The sequence below is a fragment of the Bacillus sp. FSL K6-0972 genome (assembly GCF_037976035.1).
Taxonomy (GTDB): domain Bacteria; phylum Bacillota; class Bacilli; order Bacillales; family Bacillaceae; genus Bacillus; species Bacillus haynesii.
On record NZ_CP150260.1, the window covers coordinates 1,621,295 to 1,646,788 of the forward strand.

The following is a 25,494-nucleotide window of genomic DNA, read 5'->3' on the forward strand; positions in this document are numbered from 1 at the left end:
TCTATGAAGATGAGGCCTTAATTTGATGTAAAGGAATTGTGAAAATTGATCGAACTATTTAGTAATTATGTGCTCCATTTTGAACGTTATTTTATTTTAAGCAGACAAAGCATGCTTGTCATTCAGTGGTGTTTGACAGGCCTTGCCCTTCTGTATGCCGTGTCATTTCATCCGAAAGTGAGCAGGCGGCGCCTCTTTTTTTATGCAGGCATCGTTCTCAGGCTGATACTGGTTGGCGCTCTTTCGTTTGAATTGGCTCACCAAATGAAAACCGCTGAGTTTTCAAACCTGTACATAGAGGAACAAGATGCGCTTCTGCCTTTTATGCAGTTTTTGCTGTTCGGCTATATTTTGCTTGTCTCTTTTCATTATATGATGACACTCACGGAAAAAGGGGGCAAGGGGCTGTTTTTTGCATTTGACATCGCGGTGATGACGATGCCGTTTTTCCAATCGCTGTTCGGCTCTGCTGTCTATTTAAAGGAAAACGGGGCTGATCTCGAACAATTGCTGCTTGTATTGGTGCTGCTCATCGGGATTCCGGGGCTGATGATCTGCTTGTTTTTTCAGCTTTATTGGAAAAGAAACCGTTATGTTCTTCTTTTGATTTTTTATATTGTGACGATCGGCGGTTTCTTCATCAAAAAGCTCGGCTACGAATTTTTTCCGCTGAACGTATTTCTGACAATGCTCGGTTTTCTTATGACATATCACTTGCTGAATGGCTCGAGAAAGCCTTTTTTGATGGTGAAGCACGCTTTAGCCGCGGGCACCGCCGTATTTTTTACACTACTTCTTAACCCTTTTTACAATTTGGCAGATGCCGCTTTTACAATCTCACACCCGGAGGTTTCAGACGTGGTTGATGTCAATTTTCAACCTGTTTCCGTTAAAGAAGCGAAGCAGACTGTCAGCTCGTTTTTTCCGACGGAGAGCTTTATCTATTTGTCAGCTACCAACCAGGATTTTCACAACGTTTATCATTTTAATACGAAGGATTACGAGGTGGATGTCGACGGCTGGACGGGGATAATCACCAATTATCAAAATCAAAAGAAGCCTAGCGGGAATACGCTGTCCGATCAGGCATATATCAAGCGGTCGAAGCAATTTCTGCGGGAACACGGCCGCGAACTTGACAACCAAATCAAGGCAAAGGTAAGCCGTGATGACGGCGAAGTTGCTGTCGAATTTTACCGAGAGGGACAGGACCCAGAATTAAGCACAATGCGGTTTACGTGGCGGAAGGAGACTCTGATGGGATTCCATGAGGACGCGTCTGTTTACAGCTTAGAAAGTGTGAACCAAGCCCGCGTTTCTGGTCAGAATATCGAGCGGAGAGTTGAAGCGATCTATCGGAAACTGGATATGCCTGTTCAACCTTATCAGCTGACAGACTTCAATTTATCATTATTATTCAACCTCAACTCGGCATCCATTAACATGAAGACAAGTGACGGAACGGAGATGGAGTTCCATCCTGTAACAGGTGCATTAACGGCTATTTCGTTCAAATCCGAAAGCGCCTTGCCTTATCGCGGACAAGAGCTCGAAAAACGCTTGCTTTCATTATTTGATCAAGACTTTTCCAAGCTGAAAAGGGTGGAGTTAGAAAAGGATCTGATAGAATTTCAGAAAAAAGAAAGCGATGCTTTGTTAAATACGGGCTGGACCATGACGAAACATGAAGAGGGAGCTTATCTGACGGTGAGAAAGAACTTTCAAAAAGCAGATGAAAAACCCCCTTACACGTATGCAGACGGGGAAAAAGCTTTTCAGAAAGTGTCCGAACGCTATCAAAAAGGGCTGGTCTATCATAAACGGACGAAGCTTGTAATCGTTTCAGACGGGGATCAAAAGAGCCGGTATGCGTGGCTTGTCATCATCCAGCCGTTCGGCTCAAATGAACATGACGTATACTTGGTTGATGCCGTGACATATGAGGTGAAACATTTTGATGATAAATGAAGAAAAAAAAGCGGTGTTTATCGATTTGTATGAGCTCTATCAAGAAAGTGAACTAGAAGAGGAAACCATGATCTGGATGAAAGAGCATGAGCATTTTTTTCAGGATCAGGCTGAAGCGGCAGCAGTCGAGAATAAAGAGCTCCCCGGCATTCAAAAAACAGATGATTATCAGCAGCTCCGTCATATCAAGATTTTTGTTTACTCGTTATATGGTGCTTTCCTGCTCCTTTCGATTTGGATGACGGTGTGGTTTTTTTTCTAAATGGCTTCCAATAAAAAACAGACGATTGAAGAACTATACAGGGAATATTATCATGACATCATGTACTATTTGTACAGGCGAACCCATCAGCTTGAGACGGCGAAAGACCTGGCACAGGATACGTTTCTGAAAGCTTTTGCGGGCCTGGAGTCTTTCAGGGGCCATTCCTCGATCAAAACATGGCTGTATACGATCGCGCATCATACGTTTATCAACTGGTACAGAAAAGATAAAAAAATCCAGTTTTCCGATGTGGCGGCTTGCGGCGACATGGAACAGCACACGTTTGAAATGCCTGAGCGCCATTTGGCAAACGCCATAAGGCAGGAGGAGCTGAAACAGCATATTGACCGGCTGAAAGAACACTACCAGACCGTGCTCATTTTAAGAGAGTTTCAGGAGCTGTCATACGAAGAAATAGCGGAAGTGCTGAATTGGAAACTGTCAAAGGTAAAAACCAATCTTCACCGGGCCCGCCTGGAGCTGAAAAAAAGCTTGGAAGGCAGGGAGGTTTAACGATATGAAATGTCATCTTGTGAGAGATTTACTGCCTCTATACATAGAAGGTGATTGCAGCCGCAATACGGAACGTTTGGTTACCGTACACCTCAAAACGTGCGCAGATTGCCGGGAAATGTACGACATGATGCGGGAACCTGTCAATTTTCATGATGACGGAGGATTGCCAAAGGAAGCAGGGGAAGCGGAAGAACAAAAATTCAGGAAAGCGTACTATCAAAGGCTGATTCTCAAAGGGGCAGCACTGTTTGGCGGGGGCTACTTGCTGATGCTTTTGATTTATTTATTCTTTTTATAAGAACTGGCGGCTGGTTGCCGCCAGTTTTTTTTCGGATTTATTTCAGACCGCAGAGGGATGAACATGGTGCAAGACTATGATTTACGCGGGGGTGCGTGTTTGACAATCAAAAGCCCCTTCAGCGCGGAAGGGGCTCCTTTCCTATTCGAGCAGGCCTTTTTCGCGCATTCTTTTTTTGAGTGTAAAACCGCTCCCCATAATCACGATCAGAATCGCGATGGCGATTGCGACGCCGGCTGCGCTTTTTTGGGCGATTGCAACTCCGATCATCATAATGCTGATGACTGCAGCAAGTGCAAATAATAAGAAAATCCACTTGATTTGTTTCACTGTTTTTCCATCCCCTTAGTATGAAGTCTACTGTTAGTTTACAGAAAATCACGCTGAATAGAAAGGGTCAAACGAAGCTGGAAATTTGAAACAAATTGAAATAACTTCGTTCGTCAGTTATAATATGAAAGATTATCTAAATTTTTTAGGAGATGAAAATGTGAAACTTCGAGAAGATCTTCGCAATATCGCTATTATCGCCCACGTTGACCATGGAAAAACGACGCTTGTGGATCAGCTCCTCCATCAGGCCGGCACATTCCGTGCAAATGAAAACGTGGCTGAGCGCGCAATGGATTCCAATGATTTGGAAAGAGAGCGCGGTATTACGATTTTAGCGAAAAATACAGCGATTAATTATAAAGATACACGCATTAATATTTTGGATACTCCAGGACACGCAGACTTCGGCGGAGAAGTTGAGCGGATCATGAAAATGGTCGACGGTGTTCTGCTTGTTGTGGACGCTTATGAAGGCTGCATGCCGCAAACCCGCTTTGTGCTGAAAAAAGCACTTGAGCAAAACTTGACGCCGATCGTTGTTGTCAATAAGATTGACCGTGATTTTGCCCGTCCTGAAGAGGTCGTAGATGAAGTGCTCGATTTGTTTATCGAGCTTGATGCCAATGAAGAACAGCTTGAATTCCCGGTTGTTTACGCTTCTGCGATCAACGGCACCGCATCAGCAGATCCGAAGCAGCAGGATGAAAACATGGAAGCTTTATTCGAAGCGATTGTCAACCATATTCCTTGTCCTGTCGATAACCATGAGGATCCTTTACAGTTCCAGGTGGCTCTGCTTGACTACAATGATTATGTCGGCCGTATCGGAATCGGACGCGTGTTCAGAGGAACGATGAAAGTCGGACAGCAAGTTGCTTTAATGAAGCTTGACGGTTCTGCCAAACCGTTCCGTGTCACGAAAATCTTCGGTTTCCAGGGATTGAAGAGAGTCGAGATTGAGGAAGCGAAAGCCGGCGACCTTGTCGCGGTATCAGGAATGGAAGACATCAATGTCGGAGAAACTGTCTGCCCGATTGAGCATCAGGAGGCGCTTCCGGTTCTTCGCATTGACGAGCCAACGCTTCAAATGACGTTTGCGGTTAACAACAGTCCTTTTGCCGGTCGCGAAGGAAAATATGTCACGGCCAGGAAGATTGAAGAGCGTCTTGAACAGCAGCTTCAGACAGATGTCAGCCTTCGAGTCGATCCGACGCCATCACCTGATGCCTGGATTGTATCAGGACGCGGTGAGCTGCATTTGTCGATTTTAATCGAAAACATGCGCCGTGAAGGCTTTGAACTGCAAGTATCGAAGCCGGAAGTCATCATTAAAGAAATCGACGGCGTTCGCTGTGAGCCTGTTGAACGCGTGCAAATCGATGTGCCTGAAGAGCACACTGGATCTGTAATGGAATCAATGGGTGCGCGCAAAGGTGAAATGATCGACATGATCAATAACGGAAACGGTCAGGTCCGTCTGATTTTCAATGTCCCTTCACGCGGATTAATCGGCTACTCAACCGAATTTCTTTCCCTTACGCGCGGTTTCGGGATTTTAAATCACACGTTTGACAGCTATCAGCCAGTTGAGCCAGGGCAAGTCGGCGGGCGCCGTCAAGGCGTGCTTGTCTCAATGGATACCGGGAAAGCTTCAGCCTACGGCATTCAAGGCGTTGAAGAACGCGGTGTAATTTTTGTCGAGCCGGGCACAGAAGTATATGAAGGCATGATCGTTGGCGAGCACAACCGTGAAAACGACCTTGTCGTCAACATCAACAAAATGAAGCAGCAGACAAACGTGCGCTCAGCGACGAAAGATCAGACGGTCAGCATGAAAAAACCGCGTATCATGTCGCTTGAAGAGTCGCTTGAATACTTGAACGAGGATGAGTACTGCGAAGTCACACCTGAATCCATCAGATTGAGAAAGAAAATTCTCGACAAAAACGAACGCGAAAAAGCAGCGAAAAAGAAAAAGCTGGCAGGATTGTCGTAACATTTGCAGAACCTAAAAAAAGAGCAACCCAACTAAGCAAAGGGGAGGGGAATCTTTTTGACTGATGTAAGTGAACGGCTGTCGTTTTTTGCCGCTCTCTATAAAGTGGACCAGAATCCTGAGGCGGGAATGTGGTGGCTTTATGCCACCATCTTCGTTCTGTCTGCGGTCGTCTTTAAACTGGGTTTCGCCAAACGGCTGCCGCTGTTGAAAACGGCCATCATTTACTTTTTTCTGGCATTAGGCTGTACGTTTTTAACTTTCTTCGGCGTTTTTTTGCCGGTTGGAGAAGGGCTGATCGTAGCCGTTTTAATCCTTTCGATTTACAAAATCCGTCTGCACCGTTCGAAAAAAGAGCAGACGGGGGCGAATACGTAGAAAAAGACATAGCCAAAGAAGGCTATGTCTTTTCTGTATCCGCCCAAAAATCTGCCGTTAATAAGTCCCGAAACAAAGCTCTGGCAAAAAGGATCTCGTCAGATGAATACCTGCTTAAAAATTGTTTAAAGCTTTGTTCGATTTTTTCGTGTTCCCGCTGGTGAAGGTGATAGATGCTTCTCCCTTTCTGGCTTAAACGGAAGTAGATTTCTTTTTTATTGTCGCTGAGCTGAGTTTTATTGACGAGGCCTTTTTCGGTTAGCTTTGCGGTGATCCTTGAGACCGTCGCTTTTGAAAATGCCATCTTCTCGGAAATCGAGGTGACGTTGATCGGTTCATGGTCGCCAATGCAGCTGATCGTATGGACGTCAGACATGTTGAGTTTCAGTTCGGCTCGGAATTCGCGCTCCATCTTTTTCATTTCTGCGGAGATGCGCTCTTTCATGATGGTTTCATGCTGTTCCTGCTGATGAATGAGCCTGATGTACAGGTCAAATATGTCTTGTTTGGCGTGTGTTAAATGCTCCATGCAGAAAACCGGCTCCTTTAATCGATTTTTCTGCTTTGATTATACCATTTAGTTGCGCATGAAACAAAATGGTTAAACAGACTGAAGGTGAGAGTTTCCGCACCAGCGGCGGATACCGTCAGCAATCAATTGCTCCGTATTTTCCATGGATTCGTCGACAGCCCAGGCTACGTGGCCGTCAGGACGGATCAGCGCTGCCTTTACGCCATTCCATTCAGGCCTGCCGTCAATTGCTTTCACTTGCATGAGCCGGACATGAGGAAGTCCGGAAAATTCCTTCAGTTCTTTCCCGAATGCTGCCAATAAAAAGCGTCCATCGCGGAGAAAAGTGTAAAGTCGTTTGACAGTACCGTCTGAAAGGGTCAGGTCAATATCTGGCAGTCGTTTTCCGTTCAGCTCATGTTTAGGCATCTCTTCATCTGCTTCGTATTGCACGTTGAGCGCTGCAATTTGTTCTGCCAGATAACGATTGACGTCTGAAAATTCGAGAATGCCGGATAATAATTCGCGGAGGTACAGCCCTTCACGCGTAAAATCAAACAGCTTTGTTTGGATTTGTGTATTGACGAGCAGCGCTTCCCCGATAGGGTGTCTTTCATTATGGTAACTGTCAAGCAGCCAGTCGGGACACCGTCCGTTGATCTTTGCTGCGAGCTTCCAGCCAAGGTTCATCGCGTCCTGTAGCCCGACATTTAAACCTTGCCCTCCTGCGGGAAAATGAATATGCGCGGCATCTCCAGCCAAGAAAATTCTGCCGGAACGGTAATGCTCCGCCAACTTGCTGGCATTTCCGAAGCGGGACATCCAAACCGGGTTGTCCATTCCAAGGTCCGTGCCGCAGATGCGCTTGAGTTCTTTTTTTAATTCTTCCAGTGTGACGGGCTCGTGAAGTAAAGCTTGAGGCATGTGCGGCGCCGTTATGAGGACGCGGAAAATGCCGCCGTCTAAAGGCACGATCACAACGGCACCTTCACGGTTCTCGCAAGTATAGAAATGAGATTCCGGCGGATTTTCAAGCGACACATCACCAAGCATTGCAGTAATATTTGCATCAGTTCCGGAAAAAGCGATGCGCGCCTGCTTGCGAATGATACTTCCGGCTCCGTCAGCACCGACGATATAGGAAGCAGTTAGTAAGGACAGGCCATCCGGACCCTGGACAACAAGCTCGGCGGTTTCCTCATGCTCGCGGACAGCGAGAACTTCATGACCGCGAAGGATGGAGACGCCGAGATTTCGCGCATGTTCCTCAAGCACCTTCTCAGTTTCGTACTGAGGGATGAACAATGTAAAATTGGTTTGCGTGTCAAGCGCAGAAAAGTCCAATCCAGTCTTCAGACCGGCAAAATGCCCCGAAGGGATCGGCTTGCCAATTTGCTTAAACCGTTCTCCAAGCCCTCTCATTTCAAGTATTTCGATTGAGCGCGGATGCAGTGTGAGCGCTTTTGAGAATGGAGAAGGCTCTTTCAGCCGTTCGACAATACAGGTCCGGACGCCGGCTAAAGCCAGCTCGGAAGCCGTCAGCAGACCGACGGGGCCGCCGCCTGCAATCAGTACATCAAAATCCATGATCAACCACTCCTTTTTTGTTACGTATGAAACAATTTAAAGATACTATAAATGAAAATGTTTATCAACTATATTCTTTTGTTTTGTTACTTGTGTAACAAAAATATAATGAAAAAGCATGGAGCTTGTCCATGCTTTTATGACTTGATCTGCTCTTTATCTTTTCTGTGCGGATATAACTTAAAACGGCCGGTTTTCATCCGGTTTTCGGTTTTGATTTTAATTCGTTCGCTGCATTCATGGCACATATAGGTATGTATCGGCCGGTTTCGGAGACGTTTGGCAATGAGTGTGTCATCATCGATTTTTTCGATTTTGTCACACAATGAACACTTTACCCTCACTTGATTCACCTCGCTTACGATTCATTATACCTTAATCAATCGGACAAATAAATTTTCTCCTTTAGAAAAAAGGAAAAAGCCTGTGCCGTCAAGAAAACAGTGGCACAGGCTTTTTTAAAGTTATTGCTGCCGATTTTTCATATGCTTGTTCGATTGGTTATTCTGCTTCTTTTCGAGCTGATTCTGGTTTCTTTCATTCAGCTGGTCGTTGTTGGATTTTGTAGGATTTGTTTGCTGGTTGTCTGTTGCGTCGTTGGGCACTTCAGGAAGGACGCGCCCGACGATGGCTGCCAGCTCGTCGAGAATCCCTTTGACAGGACGTCCCGCTTGAATTTCTCTGCCCATTGCCCGCAGGCGGTTTACAGTGTCGGGATCAGCGACAACGGCGGCATTTGCTCCGTAAGGGTCATTCTGCAGAGCTTCAGCGACCGAATACTTAATGGATTCTACTTTGCTGCGTTCCAAATTGTCTTTCACATCAATTCCGACGACGGCGAGCCTGCCGAGCACGACAGCGGTCGCATCATTGACACCCGGAACGCTTTCTGTGATCTTCACAAGGCGCCGTGAGATGGCTTGTCCGTCTTCACGGTTTACCGGCTCCTGGGCGCTGTTTTTTACATGAATCGGTCTGTTGCCGGGAAGCTCATTCGCTTCATTTCGGGCATTATTTTGAATGCCGCAGGCTGAAAGCAGCATAACGGTTTGAATTAGGATCAAAAAAAAGATTCGCACTTGAGGTTGCCTCCTTAAAAATGCTTTCATTATTTTTTATTGTTGAATTAACCTTCTATCTTTATTCACAAAAACATATATTTTAGCGGGCGCTCCATCAGCTTTTAACCCAAATGAAAAGAAAAGGCTAAAAATCCTGATCAGGAGGCGGAAGATTGAGTAAAATTTATGTGCTAGATACGAATGTGTTATTGCAGGATCCGAATTCAATCTTTTCTTTTGAAGATAACGAGGTTGTCATCCCGGCTGTCGTATTGGAAGAAGTCGATTCAAAGAAACGCTACATGGATGAAATCGGGAGGAATGCAAGGCGCGTATCTAAATTGATAGATGATTTGCGTTTAAAAGGAAGGCTGTATGAAAATGTTCCCCTCCCAAACGGAGGAAGCTTGAGAATCGAGCTTAATCATCGCTCTTTTCAGCAGCTTCAGGAAATCTTTATCGAAAAAACTAGCGACAACCGCATTTTAGCCGTAGCGAAAAACCTCAGCCTAGAAGAAGAAACGAAAGAAGGCGGCAGGCCGGTTATCCTTGTCAGCAAAGATATGCTGATCCGCGTCAAAGCCGATGCCATCGGCTTGATGTCAGAGGATTTTTTGCACGACAGGGTTGTCGACAATGATGATATATACAGCGGTTATACGGATCTGTACATTCGCTCGGATCAGATGAATTCATTTTTTGAACATCACTGTTTGCCGCTTGACGAAATCAGCAGAGAGACGCTGTGTCCGAACCAGTTTGTCGTCATGAAGGACGCGCTCGGCGGATCATCCTCTGCGGTTGGAATCGTTGATCAAAGCGGAAAAACCGTGAAAAAGCTTGTTTTTGATCAGGAGCAGGTTTGGGGCATCCGTTCGCGAAATGTTCAGCAGACGATGGCGCTGGAACTTCTTTTAAGACAAGATATTCCGCTTGTCACCCTGATCGGAAAAGCCGGCACAGGGAAAACTCTGCTTGCGCTGGCAGCGGGGCTGCTGCAGACAGAGGATCTGGGGAATTTTAAAAAGCTTGTTGTCACAAGGCCGATCGTTCCTGTCGGAAAAGATCTCGGCTATCTTCCGGGTGAAAAAGAAGAAAAACTTCGCCCGTGGGTCCAGCCTATTTTTGATAACCTGGAATACTTGTTCAATGCAAAAAAGCCGGGGGAACTTGATGATATTTTAGCGGGGATGGGCTCCATTCAAGTCGAAGCCCTCACATATATAAGGGGCAGAAGCATTCCCGACCAATTCATCATCATTGATGAGGCCCAAAATCTGACCAAGCATGAAGTCAAAACGCTTCTGACTCGCGTCGGGGAAGGCAGCAAAATCGTATTGATGGGAGACACCGAACAGATCGACCATCCTTATCTGGATGCGATGAACAACGGCCTGGCCTATGTTGTAGAGCGTTTTAAGGATCAAAAAATTTCCGGAAACGTAAAGCTTTTAAAAGGAGAGCGCTCCCGGCTTGCAAGGCTTGCTGCTGATCTGCTGTAATTAAAAAACCCGGGCTTTTAACCCAGGTTTCAACTTGCACAGCACGCGGGCCGGGTCGCCGGCAAGAGCCGAAAACCCGGCCGGGAAAAGGGGAGGCGGAGTGTTTCATCGCCTCCGGCGCACCAGTTGCTGCTTTAAACAATGTGAATTTCTTTTACTTGTTTCACAGGAGTCATCCTGTTTGAACCGTCGGGAAAATAAACGTGTACAGGCCCGTCTTCGCCAAGCGGCTTGCCTTTGTTGCTGAAGCAGAGAATCATGCCGCCCGCTTCTTCGATCGGAATGGAGACGTCTTCACCTTCCGTTTTGAAGAGGCATTTGACGGCGGAGCCTGACACCTCCGCATTTTTCAAAAAAGGCTCAAGCTTGATCCCGAAAGTGCTGTCAAGCAATTTTTCCTTTTCATACTTTTTCTCTGATTTCAGCGTCGGCGGTGATACAGCACCTTCTCTGATTTGCCGTTCCCTGTCAATCACAAGGTCGTCATCTTCATCTTTTACCTCTCCGAAATGTGAAAAGAACTGATCGAGATCGAATTTTCGGTCATCAAAAATCCAGACGCTCGGATCGAGCGTAATCGGATACTTTACATTTCCTGTGATCGTTACAATGCTCATGTCTCTACCACTCCCTCACAAAAATTATAAGCGCTTTCTTTCGAATTGTCACTTCTCATAACAAAAGCCCTCTCCGGGAAAGATAACAGCAATGAAGATCGGATGGAGGGAAAAAACTTGAATTGCCGGGATAATGAGGAGCTCGAATATTTTGTCACAGAAGCGAAAAAAGTGACGGACAAAGGAAAGGTTGCATCTTACATACCGGCTTTGGCCGAATTATCGGAGGACGATTTGTCGGCGGCGGTCTACTTTACAGACGGGACGTGTATATCAGCGGGGGATGTGGAAAAAGCCTTCACTCTGCAAAGCATATCAAAAGTATTGTCGCTTGCCCTCGTCTTGATCGATCACGGCCCGGAAAAAGTGTTTCATTATGTAGGACAAGAGCCGACTGGTGATCCGTTTAACTCCATCATCAAACTTGAAACCGTCAACCCGGGGAAGCCGCTGAATCCGATGATAAACGCCGGAGCGTTGGTGGTCACAAGCATGATTAAGGGAGAGACGAACACCGATAAGATCGGCAGACTGCTTGATTTTATTAAAAAACTGGCAAATAACCGGAACATTACCATATGTGAGAAGGTCGCCGAATCTGAATTTGAAACCTCAATGGTCAACAGGGCGATGTGCTATTACATGAAAGAGCACGGCATTTTTCAGGCTGAGGTTGAAGATGTCATGGATGTATATACAAAACAGTGCGCCATTGAAATGAACAGCCTAGACCTGGCGAAAATCGGCTCTGTTTTTGCTTTGAACGGCAAACATCCCGAAACGGGAGAGCAAATCATACCGAAGGATATCGCGAGAATTTGCAAGACATTTATGGTCACATGCGGAATGTATAATGCCAGCGGCGAATTCGCAATCAAAATCGGCATTCCCGCCAAAAGCGGGGTTTCTGGGGGGATCATGGGGCTGTCCCCATACCGTTTCGGCATCGGCATCTTCGGGCCCTCGCTCGATGAAAAGGGAAACAGCATCGCCGGAATCCGGCTTTTAGAGCTATTATCTGCGAATTACAGTTTAAGCATTTTTTAAAATGTGAGCGGAAGCTTAAAACACGAGTCTTTGAAATATGGCGAAAGGACAGAAATAGCTTGCTTTTTTTCGGCTGAGGCTTTATCATAAATAGAAGAATTAGGTACTCGCCTGGGGAACGGAGGGATACTTTTGGCGTCTGAGATTGTAGTCGACCATCGTGAAAAAGCACTTGCCTTGTTAAAACGTGATGCTGATAAAATCTTAAAGCTGATTCAAGTGCAAATGGACAACTTAACGATGCCTCAATGTCCTCTTTATGAAGAGGTTTTAGATACACAAATGTTCGGACTCTCTAGGGAAATTGATTTTGCTGTCCGCCTTGGATTAGTGGATGAAGAAGAGGGTAAAGAACTGCTTTACAGGCTGGAACGTGAATTGTCTGCATTACATGATGCATTTACAAAAAAATAAATGAACACCTCAGAAGAATCTTTCTGTCTGAGTCAGCTTGTCGACGACGTTTCGATAGAAACAAACTGCCGGCAGGCTTTTTTGTTATGGAATGAGAAAGAAAACGCCCATTGATGAAGGAATGGCCGCTGTTCGTGCCGAATAAACGAAGACGCACGGTATGCCGATAAAAAAATAGAATGGCAGTCTTGGAATAGACGGACTTTTCTTTCTGACGAGATTCGAAGTCTTATGAAAAAGGTATCTTTCGTGCTTTTTAAGAAAGTGTAGTAAAATAACGAAGGAGTTACCACAAACACATTTTGAAGGCAAGTAAGGAAGAGGATAATATGATAAAAAGAATGCTTAAATCCTATGATTATTCATTAATCTTTGCTGTATTTCTGCTGTGCGGGTTCGGGCTCGTCATGGTGTACAGTTCAAGCATGATCACAGCCGTGACAAGGTACGGACAAGACAGCAGCTACTTTTTTGACAGGCAGCTGATATTTTTAGCGCTTGGAACCGTCATATTTTTAGGCGCGGCGCTTTTTCCGTATAAGGCTTTTGCCAATCAAAAATTCCAAAAGTTTTTGCTGCTCATTTCCGTCGTCGCTTTGTTCGCGCTGTTTGTTGTCGGACATGTGGCCGGGAATGCCCAAAGCTGGTTCAGGGTTTCGAATTACGGCATCCAGCCGGGGGAGTTTGTCAAGCTGACCGTCATCTTGTATCTTTCTTCCGTCTATGCCAAAAAGCAAAGCTATATTGACAACTTGGGAGCCGGAATCGCACCTCCTGCGATCATCACGCTTTTCATTTGCGCGCTGGTCGCTGCTCAGCCGGATGTGGGAACAGCTTTTATCATCGCTTTAATCGCATTGTGCATCATTTTGTGCTCTGGATTCAGCGGCAAAACGCTGTTAAAGCTCGTGCTTTTGGCCGGGGCTGTCCTTGTGCTCGTCAGCCCGCTCATTTATTTCAACTGGGACAGCATTTTAACAGAGGGACGGATGAAGCGGTTTGAAAGCTACCAAAACCCGTTTAAAGACGCGGGAGATTCAGGCTTTCAAGTCGTCAATTCCTACTTGGCGATCGGTTCGGGGGGGCTGTTCGGCCTAGGCCTCGGCGAGAGCGTACAGAAGTATGGGTATCTGCCTGAAACGCACACCGATTTTATTATGGCGGTCATCGCTGAGGAGCTCGGTATTTTCGGTGTCCTTTTTGTCATACTGCTGCTCGCTTTTATCGTTTTAAAAGGGTTTTATATTGCGAGAAAATGCGACGATCCGTTTGGAAGCTTGCTTGCGATCGGGATATCGAGCATGATCGCCATCCAGTCTTTCGTGAACCTGGGCGGCATATCCGGCTTGATTCCTTTGACAGGTGTGACGCTTCCGTTTATCAGCTATGGAGGGTCATCGCTCATTCTGCTGATGGCAAGCGCGGGGATATTGGTGAACATCAGCATGTTTAATGAATACTTTGATCGGTTCAAACGAAAACAACCTGTTAATACTACAAAAACCAAAGAAAATCAATATAAAAAAAGTATAAATTTTTAAAAAACTAAGCGTGTACAATGCCCATCCGATTCATTTAGAATAGATACATACTTAAAACAGCGGATGAGGGGGAACGACATGTCACAACAGTCTATTCAAAAAGTTCTTGTTGCAAACAGAGGGGAAATCGCTATCCGCGTATTTCGCGCCTGCACAGAACTGAATATCCGTACGGTAGCGATCTATTCTAAAGAAGACAGCGGATCTTACCACAGATACAAAGCCGATGAAGCATACCTGGTCGGCGAAGGGAAAAAGCCGATTGACGCTTATCTTGATATTGAAGGTATCATCGAGATTGCAAAACGCAACCATGTGGATGCCATCCATCCAGGCTATGGCTTCCTGTCAGAAAACATTCAGTTTGCTAAGCGGTGTGAAGAGGAAGGCATCATCTTTATCGGGCCGACCTCCAAGCACCTCGATATGTTTGGAGATAAAGTAAAAGCCCGTGAACAAGCTGAAAAAGCAGGAATTCCCGTCATACCGGGGAGCGACGGACCAGTGGCTGATATAGCGGAGGTCAAACAATTTGCGGAGGAGTTCGGATATCCGTTTATTATTAAAGCGTCGCTTGGCGGCGGCGGCCGCGGCATGCGGATCGTCAGAGACGAATCGGAGCTGGAGGAATCCTATAACAGGGCGAAATCAGAGGCGAAAGCGGCTTTTGGCAATGATGAAGTGTATGTCGAAAAGCTGATCGAAAAGCCGAAGCACATTGAAGTTCAAGTCATTGGAGATAAAGAAGGGAACGTTGTTCACCTTTACGACCGCGACTGCTCTGTGCAAAGGCGTCATCAAAAGGTCATCGAAGTGGCGCCGAGCGTTTCGCTTTCAGAATCCCTCCGGGAAGAGATTTGCGAAGCCGCCGTTAAGCTTGCGAAGAATGTTGACTATGTCAATGCCGGTACGGTCGAATTTTTAGTTGCGAACGATGAGTTTTTCTTTATTGAAGTCAACCCGCGTGTTCAGGTGGAGCACACCATTACGGAAATGGTGACGGGTGTCGATATCGTACAGACGCAAATCCTGATTGCTGCCGGATTCAGTCTGGACAGCAGCGAAATCAGCATTCCGAACCAGGATGCCATCACGCTGCACGGATATGCGATCCAGTCAAGGGTTACGACTGAAGACCCGTCAAACAATTTCATGCCTGACACAGGCAAAATCATGGCATATCGCTCAGGCGGCGGTTTCGGGGTGAGGCTTGATACCGGAAACAGTTTTCAAGGCGCTGTCATTACGCCTTATTACGACTCGCTGCTTGTTAAGCTTTCAACCTGGGCGCTGACGTTTGAACAGGCGGCAGCCAAAATGGTCCGCAACCTTCAGGAATTCAGGATCAGGGGAATCAAAACGAACATTCCTTTCCTTGAAAATGTGGCGAAGCACGAAAAGTTTCTCACAGGACAATACGATACGTCTTTTATCGATACAACGCCAGAACTCTTTGTCTTTCCTAAGCAGAAAGACCGCGGAACAAAAATGCTGACATACATCGGGAACGTAACGGTTAACGGCTTCCCGGGCATCGATAAAAAGAAGAAGCCTGAGTTCGATAAGCCGCAGATCGTCAAAACAGATGTCGATCAGCCAATCGCAAGCGGAACAAAACAGATTCTTGATGAACGCGGAGCCGAAGGGCTCGTCAAATGGGTGAAAGATCAAGAGGAAGTGCTCCTCACTGATACGACGTTCCGCGATGCCCATCAGTCACTGCTTGCGACAAGATTCAGAACGCATGACCTGAAAAAAATCGCCAATCCGACGGCTGCACTCTGGCCAGAGCTTTTCAGCCTTGAAATGTGGGGCGGCGCCACATTTGATGTCGCTTACCGTTTCTTGAAAGAAGACCCGTGGAAAAGGCTCGAGGAGCTGCGGAAGGAAATTCCGAATACGATGTTTCAAATGCTGTTGAGATCTTCGAATGCCGTCGGGTATACAAACTACCCTGACAACCTGATTAAAAAGTTTGTCAGCGAATCTGCTGCGGCTGGAATCGATGTATTCCGCATTTTTGACAGCTTGAACTGGGTTAAAGGGATGACGCTCGCCATTGATGCAGTGCGCGAGTCAGGCAAGCTTGCCGAAGCGGCGATCTGCTATACCGGGGACATTCTCGATCCGAACAGAACCAAATATAACCTTGAATATTATACGTCAATGGCAAAAGAGCTTGAAGCAGCGGGGGCGCATATTCTCGGCATTAAAGATATGGCCGGCCTGCTGAGACCTCAAGCGGCATACGAACTGGTGTCAGCTTTGAAAGAGACGATCGACATTCCGATCCACTTGCATACGCACGATACGAGCGGCAACGGTATTTTTATGTACGCGAAGGCGATAGAAGCAGGCGTCGACATCGTCGACGTAGCGGTCAGCTCTATGGCGGGTCTGACATCACAGCCAAGCGCAAGCTCGCTTTACCATGCGCTTGAAGGCGATAAGCGCCGTCCGCAGTTCAATGTCGATGCGGTAGAGTCGTTGTCTCAATATTGGGAGTCTGTCAGAAAATATTACAGTGAGTTTGAGAGCGGCATGAATGCGCCTCATACCGAAATTTACAAGCATGAAATGCCTGGCGGCCAATACAGCAACCTTCAGCAGCAGGCTAAGGGAGTCGGCCTCGGCGAACGCTGGAATGAAGTGAAAGAAATGTACAGCCGGGTTAACCACCTGTTCGGGGACATCGTAAAGGTTACGCCGTCATCTAAAGTCGTCGGGGATATGGCGCTTTACATGGTGCAAAATAACCTGACGGAAGATGATATTTACGAAAGGGGAGAATCTCTCGACTTTCCTGACTCGGTTGTTGAGCTTTTTAAAGGGTATATCGGCCAGCCTCACGGCGGATTCCCTGAAAAATTGCAAAAGCTGATTTTAAAAGGGCAGGAGCCGATTACAGTACGCCCTGGAGAACTGCTTGAACCGGTTTCGTTTGACGATATAAAAGCGGAGTTTAAGGAAACGCATGATCTGGAGCTTTCCGACCAGGATGCTGTCGCATATGCGCTTTATCCGAAAGTTTTTACCGAGTATGTGAAGACAGCGGAACTGTACGGGGACATCTCTGTGCTTGATACACCGACCTTCTTCTACGGCATGACGCTCGGCGAAGAAATCGAGGTCGAGATTGAAAGAGGGAAAACGCTGATCGTTAAACTTGTCTCTATCGGGGAACCGCGTCCTGATGCGACGAGAGTCGTTTATTTTGAACTGAACGGCCAGCCTCGCGAAGTGGTCATTAAAGACGAAAGCATCAAATCGTCCGTTCATCAAAAGGTGAAAGCCGACCGTTCAAACCCGAATCATATCGCGGCATCCATGCCGGGAACGGTGATTAAGCTTCTTGTAAGCAAAGGGGACCAAGTGAAGAAGGGCGATCATTTAATGATCAATGAAGCGATGAAAATGGAAACGACCGTCCAGGCTCCGTTTTCAGGAACTGTTGAAAACATTCACGTAACAAACGGAGAAGCCATTCAAACCGGCGACCTCCTTATTGAGCTGAAAAAATAAAAGTGCGGCCGCTGACTTTTGTCGGCGGCCTCTTTTTAATGAAAAAATCCCCCGCAACAGGCGGAGGATCAACCGTTTATTTTTATTTTTGCACCTGCCTGCGATAGCGCACAACAAGCAGCAGGAAGTAGCAAAGGATTCCAAACACGCAGGAAATGAAGAAAGCGTGGGCGAGAGCAAATCCCAAATCCAGTCTGCTGTAGACAACCGCAATTCCTGAGGCAGCCTGAAGGATGATCAGGATCAGGGAAATCATCCAGCCCCAATAAATGCGTTTTTGATTTTTATACTGTCTGGCTGCATGTACAGCTGCCGCGATGATCCAGGCGAACAGAAGAAGCGCCGCAGCCCTGTGTCCCATCTGCACCCATTCGTGAAACTTCCCGGGAAGCCAGCCGTTTTGCGTGCTGCACATCGGAAAATCAAGGCACGCAAGGCTTGACTTCGTATGCCGGACATATGCGCCTGTATAAACGACGATATATGTGTATATAATGATTCCTATCATATGAAACTGCATGGTTTTTCCTATATAAAACGATTCGGCTTTCTGCTTGCTGTCAGCTTCAAACACCAGGAGCGTCAACAGCAGGACAGAAGCAAAGGAAATAAGCGAGATTCCGAAGTGCAAAGCCATGATCAGGGACGATGACCCGAAGACAACCGCCGCAGCACCCAAGAGCGCTTGAAGAATGAGAAAGACGACCGACATTACCGCGAGAAATTTCGTTTCTCTGATATGGCCGATTTTTTTCCAAGACCAAATGGCGAGAGCCAGCACAAGGATGCCGGATGTGCCGCTGACAAACCTGTGGCTCCATTCGATAATCGATTCAAGGGTTAGAGCCGGGAATATGCTTCCGTTGCAAAGCGGCCAAGATCTGCCGCAGCCCATTCCTGAACCCGTCTTTGTGACGAGGGCGCCGCCGATCAGCACGAAAAGCATGGCGATAGTTGTGATAATTCCCAAGCCTTTTAATGCTTTATTCATAAATTCAATTCTCCTTTTTTAATGCAAACTGACTAATAAAAAGATATTTACCACCTTCAAGTGTAAGCGAATTGATGTTCTGCTGCAATTCATAATGATTATTGTTCACAAAAATGCAATAGAAGGCGTTCACATTTTTATTGGTTTTGAAGACTTGATAATTCTGGCTTCGTTTGATAGAACTATATTAGAATGACAGTGGTTTTCCGCTCTTGTTCACAACTTTTCCTTCATCTGTAAAGAAAGTCATAAAAAGTTCACAAATATAAACCGGTTTGTCGATTAATATTTAATAGGCTGTTTTTTTCCAACCGGTAATCTTGTATGATAGAGTTGTAGGTTTTTTATGAATATACCGCTTCTCTTGACGTGATGAAGGTTTGAGTAAGGGGGGTTAGTATTATGGCTGAAACAAGAATTACAGCTGATACAGCAATGAATGGACAAATAGAAGAGACGACAGCATGGAAAGATTTCCTCGCCCTGATCAAAGTCGGGATTGTTTACTCGAACCTGATAACAACTTTTACGGGCATGTGGCTCGCTTTTTACTTTTCAAATCTGAGCTTTCTAGGAAACCTTGATATCGTGCTGTTCACTTTAGCGGGGTCCTCGCTTATTATTGCAGGATCATGCGTCATCAACAACTACTATGACCGTGATATTGACCAGCTCATGCAGCGGACGAAAACAAGGCCGACGGTGACTGGAAAAATCCAGCCTTCACAGGCATTGTGGTTCGGCATTCTGCTGACTGCGCTCGGTTTTATCATGCTGCTGATGACCAATCTGACAGCTGCCGCAGTAGGGTTTGTCGGCGTCTTTACGTATGTGTTTCTTTACACGATGTGGTCAAAGCGCCGCTATACCGTTAATACGATCATCGGAAGTGTATCAGGGGCTGTTCCTCCTTTGATCGGATGGACCGCTGTCCAAGGTTCCATCGGAGTTGAGGCGTGGGTGCTGTTTTTAATTATGTTTATTTGGCAGATTCCCCACTTTCTGGCGCTTGCGATTAAGAAAACGGAGGAATACAGAGCCGCAAATATTCCGATGCTGCCTGTTGTACACGGTTTTGAAGTGACGAAAAGGCAAATCATCATTTGGATTGCCTGCTTAATGCCGCTGCCGTTTTTCCTCGGCGGACTCGGACTGCCGATCGTCATTTTAGGGACGGTACTCAATATCGGCTGGCTCGTTTGCGGTCTGGTCGGTTACAGAAGCAAAAATATCATGAAGTGGGCAACGCTCATGTTTGTATATTCATTAAATTACTTGACCATATTTTTCGTTGCCATGGTCGTATTTACACTTTTTAAAATTGGATAGAACTCTATAATTCATCACATTGAAGGCTGTCACTTAACACTTCAAGCAGACAACAATCATGTAAAAGCCGCCTTATCGATTTTTTCGATTATGTTTAACAAGGCGGCTTTACGTTCATACATAGATGGTATTTTGAGTAAAAAACCTCATTATTTAAGAAATGAGGAAATGTAAGTGCTTTAATTGGAGTGGGGAGTCAGATGAATGAATAGGTGTCCTATAAACGTTTGAACAGTGAAAGTTTCAAAAGGATTGATTGAAAAGGGGTTGGGAAGAAATGTTAAAGAAATGGCGTCTGATGTCGCTGTTCACTATTTTGGCGCTCGTTTTAGCAGGGTGCGGAGAACCGTTCATATCAACGCTGCAGCCGGCGGGCGAGGTGGCTGATCAGCAGTATTTCCTAATGATTCTCAGCACGTTGATCATGGTTGTTGTTGTAGTAGTGGTAAGTTTCATTTTCGTATTTGTCATCGTCAAGTACAGAAGATCTAAGCTCGGTGATGACCACATCCCGAAACAGGTTGAAGGAAACCGCAATTTAGAAATTTTATGGACTGTTATTCCGATTATTCTCCTTCTTATCCTGGTTGTTCCTGTTGTTGCACAGACCTTTGATCTTGCTGATACAAAACCGATGGATAAGAAAAACAGGGATCCGGAGAAGACGCTGGTCGTCAACGTCCGGGCAAACCTTTACTGGTGGGAATTCGAATATCCTGACTACGGCGTGGTGACGAGCCAGGAGCTGGTCGTGCCGACCGATGAACGCGTTTACTTCAAGCTGAAAGCTTCCGATGTCAAACATTCATTCTGGGTTCCTTCTATCGGGGGTAAGATTGATACGAACACAGACAATGAAAACAAATTCTTCTTAACGTTCGATTCAAAACGCGCGGAAAAAGCCGGAGATTATTTCTACGGGAAATGCGCCGAGCTCTGCGGACCTTCCCACGCTTTAATGGACTTTAAAGTTAAAGCGGTTTCGAAGGATGAGTTCAAGAAATGGATGAGCGATATGGAAAACTATAAAGCGGGGGCGAAAACCGATCTCGCTGTTGAAGGAGAAAAAGTTTTCAAAGAGAAAAACTGCCTGAGCTGTCATGCAACCGATTCAAAAGACCAAAGGGCGGAAGCGGCCAGAACGGCTCCGAACCTCGCGACTTTTGGAGACAGGTCGACGATCGCCGGTGTGAAGGAATTCAACGATGAAAACTTGAAAGCGTGGCTCAAGGATCCTGAAAGCATAAAACCGGGCAACAAAATGACCGGCACATACCCTGATTTGAGCGACAAGGAACTTGATGCACTGACTGAATATTTAAAGGGGTTAAAAACGGAAGACTAACGCTTCAAAGGGAGAATGAGGGAGGTTACATTGTGAGTACGCTTAAGAAAAAGCAAGGTTTTGGGGCTGTATTATGGGACTATTTAACGACTGTCGATCATAAAAAGATTGCCATCCTTTATTTGCTGGGCGGCGGGTTCTTCTTTGTGCTCGGTGGAATCGAAGCGATGCTGATCAGGCTTCAGCTGATGATACCCAACAATGACATCATGAGTGGCGGAGTCTACAATGAGATCATGACGATGCACGGCACAACGATGATTTTCCTGGCAGCGATGCCGCTTTTGTTTGCATTGATGAACGCCGTCGTCCCGCTGCAGATAGGCGCGCGGGATGTCGCGTTTCCATTCTTGAACTCGCTCGGCTTTTGGCTGTTTCTTTTCGGCGGCATCTTTCTGAATTTAAGCTGGTTTTTGGGAGGGGCACCCGATGCCGGCTGGACGTCATATGCGTCGCTTTCCCTTCACTCCGAAGGGCACGGGATCGATTTCTATGTTCTCGGTCTGCAAATTGCAGGGATCGGTACGCTGATTGCCGGGATTAACTTTCTTGCGACGATTATCAACATGAGGGCGCCGGGCATGACATACATGAGGCTGCCGCTTTTCACATGGACGACATTTGTCGCTTCGGCTTTGATTTTGTTCGCGTTCCCGCCGCTGACCGTAGGCATCGCGCTCTTGATGCTGGACCGGTTGTTCGGAACGAGCTTTTTCAATCCGGAATTAGGCGGTAATACGATCATTTGGGAGCATCTGTTCTGGATTTTCGGGCACCCTGAAGTTTATATTCTCGTACTCCCGGCGTTCGGAATTTTTTCGGAAATCATTCCGGTTTTTGCGAGAAAAAGGCTGTTCGGCTATTCTTCAATGGTATTTGCGACCGTACTGATCGGCTTTTTAGGCTTCATGGTTTGGGCACACCATATGTTTACAACGGGTCTCGGGCCTGTGGCGAACGCCATTTTTGCGGTGGCGACGATGGCCATTGCCGTCCCGACCGGAATTAAAATCTTCAACTGGTTGCTCACGGCTTGGGGCGGGAGCATTAAGTTTACAACGCCGATGCTTTACGCGATATCTTTTATCCCGTCGTTTGTCATGGGCGGGGTGACAGGTGTAATGCTTGCTGCTGCACCGGCTGACTATCAGTTCCATGACACGTACTTTGTCGTGGCCCACTTCCATTACGTCATCATCGGCGGAGTGGTGTTCGCCATCCTCGCGGGGGCTCATTACTGGTGGCCTAAAATGTTCGGGAAAATGCTGAGTGAAGCGTTGGGTAAAATAACATTTGTGCTCTTTTTCATCGGGTTCCATCTCACTTTCTTCATCCAGCATTGGCTCGGGTTGTGGGGAATGCCGAGACGCGTGTTCACTTACTTGCCGAATCAGGGATTTGACATGGCAAACTTGATCAGTTCAATCGGAGCTGTGTTTATGGCGGCTGCGGTCATCATACTCGTGATCAATATTATCGTGACGACTGCCAAAGGGGAAAAAGTCGGCAGCGATCCTTGGCATGACGGAAGAACGCTCGAGTGGGCCGTTTCTTCGCCGCCTCCTGAATACAACTTTAAACAGTTGCCTTTGGTCAGAGGCCTTGATGCTTTATGGATCGAAAAAAGAGCCGGCAAGCAGTCAATGACCGCCGCGGAGCCGCTTCAGGACATCCATATGCCAAACGGATCGATTCTTCCGTTCATCATGTCACTCGGGCTGTTTATATCCGCCTTCGGCTTTATGTACCGGACGGAATTTGCCTGGGGGCTGCCTGTCATTCTGATCGGATTAGGGATCACGTTATTTATGATGCTACTCCGGTCTGTAATTGATGACCACGGGTACCATATTCATAAAGAAGAGCTGATGGATGATGACGACAAAGGGGTGAAGGCATAATGCATACAGAAGAGAAATTGACGGCTGAAACCTTCCCGGCTTCTCCTGAAAAAGCTACGTTAGAAGGAAAAAATAAGTTTATCGGCTTTTGGCTATTTCTCGGGGGAGAGACGGTTCTTTTCGCGTCTCTCTTCGCAACATACCTTGCGCTGAAGAATTCGAATGCAGGGGGACCGAAAACGACCGAGATGTTTGACATGGGGCTGGTTTTTCTGGCGACAATGCTCCTTTTGACGAGTAGTTTAACGAGCGTGTATGCCATGTATCATATGAAGAACTTCGCTTTTAAAAAGATGCAGGTTTGGCTCGGAATTACCGTTCTGCTCGGTGCAGGCTTCCTGGCGCTTGAAATATATGAGTTTACGCATTACATTCACGAATATGGGTTCACCATTCAGAGCTCGGCTCTCGGCTCCGCTTTTTATACGCTAGTCGGCACGCACGGAGCACACGTTACCTTCGGGCTTCTCTGGATTCTTTCTTTGATGATCAGAAATGCGCGCCGCGGATTAAGCCTTTACAATGCGCCGAAGTTTTTTGTCGCAAGTCTCTACTGGCATTTTATCGACGTTGTCTGGGTGTTTATCTTTACCGTTGTATACTTGATGGGGATGGTGGGATAAAAATGGTGAATAACGAAAACAGAGGGAATCCCAAAACAGATCTTGCCTACCGCAAAAAGAAAAACGCGGAGGACATGAGATATCAGGTTATTTCATTCGGTTTGATGATCGGCCTGACCATTGTCGCTTTTTTAACGGTCGCCTCAGATGCCGGAGTATGGTTTACTGTCCCGTTCATTCTGCTGCTGGCCGTCATTCAGGTTGCGTTTCAGCTGTATTACTTTATGCATATGAGTCAGCGGGGGCATGAAGCGCCGACTTTGTTCCTTTATTCGGGCGTTTTGGTCGCTTTTATTACCGTTTTGGCTTTTGTGACGCTTATTTGGTGGTAATCGAACCGACATACAGAAAGGAGGATGCTCATGTTGGGCAGCCTTGAAATATTCGGTTTTCGCGCCCTTTGGAGCCCCTATTTCCTAGGGGCTGTCGTTTTCATAACCGCCCTTTACTTTTTTCTGATGAAACGTTTAGGATCAGAAGAAGAGCGGGTATCCAGGAAAGAAATCGGTTTATTCCTGACGGCGATGATTCTTTTATACGTGTCCAAAGGCAGTCCGATTGATTTGCTGGGACATATTATGTTCAGCGCGCATATGGCGCAAATGGCGGTTTTGTATTTGATCGTGCCGCCTCTGATCATCCTTGGCATACCGACTTGGTTTTGGAAAAAGGTCATTTTTCTGCCGATCGTCAAGCCGCTGTTCCGGTTTTTTTCCAAACCATTGATCGCGATTATCGTATTTAACGGTTTATTTTCGATGTATCACATTCCTTTGGTGTTTGATTTTATTAAGACAGATGCCGTTTATCATGCCGTTATTACGGTGCTGATCTTTATTGCAGCGTTTTTCATGTGGTGGCCGCTCGTTCACAAGGTCGAGGAGCTTCCGCAGATGAACGGACTTTTGAAACTCGGCTACATTATGGCTGATGGCATTTTGCTGACACCGGCATGCGCGTTAATCATGTTCAGCGATACGGCTCTGTATTCGACATATTCAGATCCGTCCGCATGGGCGGAGGCCATGAAACTGTGCGTTCCTCTCGATACGCTGAGCGGAATGACGCTTACAGGTCCGGAAATGTTCAGCAGCATGCCTGTTCTGGAAGATCAGCAGCTTGGCGCGATCGTCATGAAAATTTTACAGGAAATCGTGTACGGGACATTTTTGGCGATTATCTTTTTCGGCTGGGCGAAGAAGGAAAGAGCCAAAGACGAAAAGGAACTGGAAGAAGAACGATACTCTCCGTCTACGGTTCATTAAGATGAAAAAAGGGTACAGCCTCACCCGAGGGGCTGTACCCTTTTTATGTACGCCTTCTACACTTCAAGCGCTGAAACTTTTTCTTTGATCGAATTCAACACCGTTTTGCTTGTTTTGAGGAGCTGCGGCGGAAAGTGTTCGTCTTCACCGTATTCCACTCCATGGGGATAATAATATTTGCCCAAAAGCGGTGTCATCAGTTTAATTACCGCGCGCCGGGCGCCCACATCACCTTCGACGGCATATCCGAACACGCGGAGGTAGTACCTGCCTTCCACCATATCGAATTTGCGGTCATATGTGACGCGTTCATAATCCCATTGTCCAGCTCTTACGAACCCTTCATTTTCCATGATGTCGTCTAACCGGTTAAGGTCAGCAGTCAATCCTTCAATACCGGATTCTTCAAATTTCATCCCGTAAAACCCCCTTAAAAAAATTACCTTTACTGACAATCATAGTATGAAAGCGTTAAACTTTCAAT

The 25,494-nt window shown here is 46.4% G+C and carries 25 protein-coding genes; 17 read left to right on the forward strand and 8 right to left on the reverse strand.

The genetic code is table 11. From position 1 onward, the window contains the following. Window positions 1-45: 45 nt before the first annotated feature. Genes MKX80_RS08270 through MKX80_RS08285 form a run of 4 tightly spaced genes read left to right on the forward strand, consistent with a single transcriptional unit; the run spans window position 46 to window position 3,047 of the window. Window positions 46-1,968: a hypothetical protein gene (locus tag MKX80_RS08270; RefSeq protein ID WP_268343064.1), complete on the forward strand. Its 1,923-nt coding sequence runs from the start codon at window positions 46-48 to the stop codon at window positions 1,966-1,968. Further along, on the forward strand, window positions 1,958-2,230 hold the full coding sequence (locus MKX80_RS08275) for a hypothetical protein (RefSeq protein WP_234112981.1): 273 nt from the start codon (window positions 1,958-1,960) through the stop codon (window positions 2,228-2,230). Before MKX80_RS08270 ends, MKX80_RS08275 begins: the two co-directional genes overlap by 11 nt. Next, entirely contained in the window at window positions 2,231-2,746 is a 516-nt protein-coding gene (locus MKX80_RS08280) for a sigma-70 family RNA polymerase sigma factor (RefSeq protein WP_216928978.1), read from the forward strand. A 4-nt stretch (window positions 2,747-2,750) separates the two neighbouring features. Further along, on the forward strand, window positions 2,751-3,047 hold the full coding sequence (locus MKX80_RS08285) for a zf-HC2 domain-containing protein (protein WP_216928976.1): 297 nt from the start codon (window positions 2,751-2,753) through the stop codon (window positions 3,045-3,047). Between the two features lie 141 nt (window positions 3,048-3,188). On the opposite strand, the gene MKX80_RS08290 is transcribed toward MKX80_RS08285, so the two are convergent. Then, a complete protein-coding gene (locus MKX80_RS08290) occupies window positions 3,189-3,377 on the reverse strand; it encodes a YlaF family protein (RefSeq protein ID WP_043927517.1) in 189 nt (62 codons plus the stop codon). 160 nt (window positions 3,378-3,537) lie between these two features. Between MKX80_RS08290 and typA the strand changes: the two genes are divergently transcribed. Together typA and MKX80_RS08300 are read left to right on the forward strand one after the other, a co-directional pair. Further along, window positions 3,538-5,376 carry a translational GTPase TypA gene (gene typA / locus MKX80_RS08295; protein ID WP_154996651.1) on the forward strand — a complete coding sequence of 613 codons (1,839 nt, stop codon included), beginning with the start codon at window positions 3,538-3,540 and terminating at the stop codon, window positions 5,374-5,376. A gap of 57 nt (window positions 5,377-5,433) precedes the next feature. Continuing rightward, window positions 5,434-5,754, forward strand: a complete 321-nt coding sequence (locus MKX80_RS08300; RefSeq protein WP_003181448.1) for a YlaH-like family protein — start codon at window positions 5,434-5,436, stop codon at window positions 5,752-5,754. Between the two features lie 22 nt (window positions 5,755-5,776). On the opposite strand, the gene MKX80_RS08305 is transcribed toward MKX80_RS08300, so the two are convergent. The 4 genes from MKX80_RS08305 to MKX80_RS08320 form a co-directional block, all read right to left on the reverse strand. Then, window positions 5,777-6,283, reverse strand: a complete 507-nt coding sequence (locus MKX80_RS08305; RefSeq protein WP_154996649.1) for a MarR family transcriptional regulator — start codon at window positions 6,281-6,283, stop codon at window positions 5,777-5,779. A 72-nt stretch (window positions 6,284-6,355) separates the two neighbouring features. After that, window positions 6,356-7,852, reverse strand: a complete 1,497-nt coding sequence (locus MKX80_RS08310) for a monooxygenase (RefSeq protein WP_268310947.1) — start codon at window positions 7,850-7,852, stop codon at window positions 6,356-6,358. A 137-nt stretch (window positions 7,853-7,989) separates the two neighbouring features. Continuing rightward, the gene (locus MKX80_RS08315; RefSeq protein WP_003181456.1) at window positions 7,990-8,196 is read right to left on the reverse strand and encodes a YlaI family protein; all 207 of its coding nucleotides are present in this window, start codon (window positions 8,194-8,196) and stop codon (window positions 7,990-7,992) included. Between the two features lie 120 nt (window positions 8,197-8,316). After that, window positions 8,317-8,931 carry a YhcN/YlaJ family sporulation lipoprotein gene (locus MKX80_RS08320; protein ID WP_043927522.1) on the reverse strand — a complete coding sequence of 205 codons (615 nt, stop codon included), beginning with the start codon at window positions 8,929-8,931 and terminating at the stop codon, window positions 8,317-8,319. Between the two features lie 155 nt (window positions 8,932-9,086). Here MKX80_RS08320 and MKX80_RS08325 point away from each other — a divergent pair, with 155 nt between their 5' ends. After that, a complete protein-coding gene (locus tag MKX80_RS08325; RefSeq protein WP_154996643.1) occupies window positions 9,087-10,415 on the forward strand; it encodes a PhoH family protein in 1,329 nt (442 codons plus the stop codon). Window positions 10,416-10,549: 134 nt separating this feature from the next. Here the strand turns inward: MKX80_RS08325 and MKX80_RS08330 are convergent, their stop codons facing one another. Next, a complete protein-coding gene (locus tag MKX80_RS08330; protein WP_154996641.1) occupies window positions 10,550-11,032 on the reverse strand; it encodes a peptidyl-prolyl cis-trans isomerase in 483 nt (160 codons plus the stop codon). 117 nt (window positions 11,033-11,149) lie between these two features. Here MKX80_RS08330 and glsA point away from each other — a divergent pair, with 117 nt between their 5' ends. The 4 genes from glsA to pyc all read left to right on the forward strand — a co-directional run bounded on the left by glsA (window position 11,150) and on the right by pyc (window position 17,556). Further along, window positions 11,150-12,079: a glutaminase A gene (gene glsA, locus MKX80_RS08335; RefSeq protein ID WP_154996639.1), complete on the forward strand. Its 930-nt coding sequence runs from the start codon at window positions 11,150-11,152 to the stop codon at window positions 12,077-12,079. Window positions 12,080-12,211: 132 nt separating this feature from the next. Continuing rightward, window positions 12,212-12,493, forward strand: coding sequence for a YlaN family protein (locus MKX80_RS08340; protein WP_003181465.1), 282 nt, complete (start codon window positions 12,212-12,214; stop codon window positions 12,491-12,493). 329 nt (window positions 12,494-12,822) lie between these two features. Beyond that, window positions 12,823-14,034, forward strand: coding sequence for a putative lipid II flippase FtsW (gene ftsW / locus MKX80_RS08345; protein ID WP_154996637.1), 1,212 nt, complete (start codon window positions 12,823-12,825; stop codon window positions 14,032-14,034). Between the two features lie 78 nt (window positions 14,035-14,112). Beyond that, a complete protein-coding gene (pyc, locus tag MKX80_RS08350) occupies window positions 14,113-17,556 on the forward strand; it encodes a pyruvate carboxylase (protein ID WP_154996635.1) in 3,444 nt (1,147 codons plus the stop codon). Between the two features lie 82 nt (window positions 17,557-17,638). Here the strand turns inward: pyc and MKX80_RS08355 are convergent, their stop codons facing one another. After that, entirely contained in the window at window positions 17,639-18,547 is a 909-nt protein-coding gene (locus tag MKX80_RS08355) for a heme A synthase (RefSeq protein ID WP_154996633.1), read from the reverse strand. Window positions 18,548-18,949: 402 nt separating this feature from the next. On the opposite strand from MKX80_RS08355, the gene cyoE reads away from it, so the two are divergent. From cyoE to ctaG, 6 genes are all read left to right on the forward strand, one after another. Continuing rightward, the gene (gene cyoE, locus MKX80_RS08360) at window positions 18,950-19,876 is read left to right on the forward strand and encodes a heme o synthase (protein ID WP_043927531.1); all 927 of its coding nucleotides are present in this window, start codon (window positions 18,950-18,952) and stop codon (window positions 19,874-19,876) included. A gap of 277 nt (window positions 19,877-20,153) precedes the next feature. After that, window positions 20,154-21,221 (forward strand): cytochrome c oxidase subunit II, encoded by a 1,068-nt coding sequence (coxB, locus tag MKX80_RS08365; RefSeq protein WP_154996631.1) that lies wholly within the window; start codon window positions 20,154-20,156, stop codon window positions 21,219-21,221. Between the two features lie 29 nt (window positions 21,222-21,250). Further along, a complete protein-coding gene (ctaD, locus tag MKX80_RS08370; protein ID WP_154996629.1) occupies window positions 21,251-23,122 on the forward strand; it encodes a cytochrome c oxidase subunit I in 1,872 nt (623 codons plus the stop codon). Further along, window positions 23,122-23,745 carry a cytochrome c oxidase subunit III gene (ctaE, locus tag MKX80_RS08375; RefSeq protein ID WP_020451275.1) on the forward strand — a complete coding sequence of 208 codons (624 nt, stop codon included), beginning with the start codon at window positions 23,122-23,124 and terminating at the stop codon, window positions 23,743-23,745. Before ctaD ends, ctaE begins: the two co-directional genes overlap by 1 nt. Before the next feature lie 2 nt (window positions 23,746-23,747). Continuing rightward, window positions 23,748-24,077 (forward strand): cytochrome c oxidase subunit IVB, encoded by a 330-nt coding sequence (ctaF, locus tag MKX80_RS08380; protein WP_154996627.1) that lies wholly within the window; start codon window positions 23,748-23,750, stop codon window positions 24,075-24,077. 33 nt (window positions 24,078-24,110) lie between these two features. Further along, window positions 24,111-25,010 carry a cytochrome c oxidase assembly factor CtaG gene (gene ctaG / locus MKX80_RS08385; RefSeq protein WP_244958320.1) on the forward strand — a complete coding sequence of 300 codons (900 nt, stop codon included), beginning with the start codon at window positions 24,111-24,113 and terminating at the stop codon, window positions 25,008-25,010. A gap of 56 nt (window positions 25,011-25,066) precedes the next feature. Here the strand turns inward: ctaG and MKX80_RS08390 are convergent, their stop codons facing one another. Next, on the reverse strand, window positions 25,067-25,426 hold the full coding sequence (locus tag MKX80_RS08390; RefSeq protein ID WP_176275729.1) for a YugN family protein: 360 nt from the start codon (window positions 25,424-25,426) through the stop codon (window positions 25,067-25,069). Between the last annotated feature and the right edge of the window lie 68 nt (window positions 25,427-25,494).

Coding starts and splice junctions, on each gene's coding strand:
- MKX80_RS08275 (WP_234112981.1), top strand. CDS start 1,958: ATGATAAATGAAGAAAAAAAAGCGGTGTTTATCGATTTGTATGAGCTC.
- MKX80_RS08355 (WP_154996633.1), bottom strand. CDS start 18,547: ATGAATAAAGCATTAAAAGGCTTGGGAATTATCACAACTATCGCCATG.
- ctaF (WP_154996627.1), top strand. CDS start 23,748: ATGGTGAATAACGAAAACAGAGGGAATCCCAAAACAGATCTTGCCTAC.
- coxB (WP_154996631.1), top strand. CDS start 20,154: ATGTTAAAGAAATGGCGTCTGATGTCGCTGTTCACTATTTTGGCGCTC.
- MKX80_RS08390 (WP_176275729.1), bottom strand. CDS start 25,426: ATGAAATTTGAAGAATCCGGTATTGAAGGATTGACTGCTGACCTTAAC.
- cyoE (WP_043927531.1), top strand. CDS start 18,950: ATGGCTGAAACAAGAATTACAGCTGATACAGCAATGAATGGACAAATA.
- pyc (WP_154996635.1), top strand. CDS start 14,113: ATGTCACAACAGTCTATTCAAAAAGTTCTTGTTGCAAACAGAGGGGAA.
- MKX80_RS08305 (WP_154996649.1), bottom strand. CDS start 6,283: ATGGAGCATTTAACACACGCCAAACAAGACATATTTGACCTGTACATC.
- ctaE (WP_020451275.1), top strand. CDS start 23,122: ATGCATACAGAAGAGAAATTGACGGCTGAAACCTTCCCGGCTTCTCCT.
- MKX80_RS08330 (WP_154996641.1), bottom strand. CDS start 11,032: ATGAGCATTGTAACGATCACAGGAAATGTAAAGTATCCGATTACGCTC.
- MKX80_RS08285 (WP_216928976.1), top strand. CDS start 2,751: ATGAAATGTCATCTTGTGAGAGATTTACTGCCTCTATACATAGAAGGT.
- ftsW (WP_154996637.1), top strand. CDS start 12,823: ATGATAAAAAGAATGCTTAAATCCTATGATTATTCATTAATCTTTGCT.
- MKX80_RS08280 (WP_216928978.1), top strand. CDS start 2,231: ATGGCTTCCAATAAAAAACAGACGATTGAAGAACTATACAGGGAATAT.
- MKX80_RS08310 (WP_268310947.1), bottom strand. CDS start 7,852: ATGGATTTTGATGTACTGATTGCAGGCGGCGGCCCCGTCGGTCTGCTG.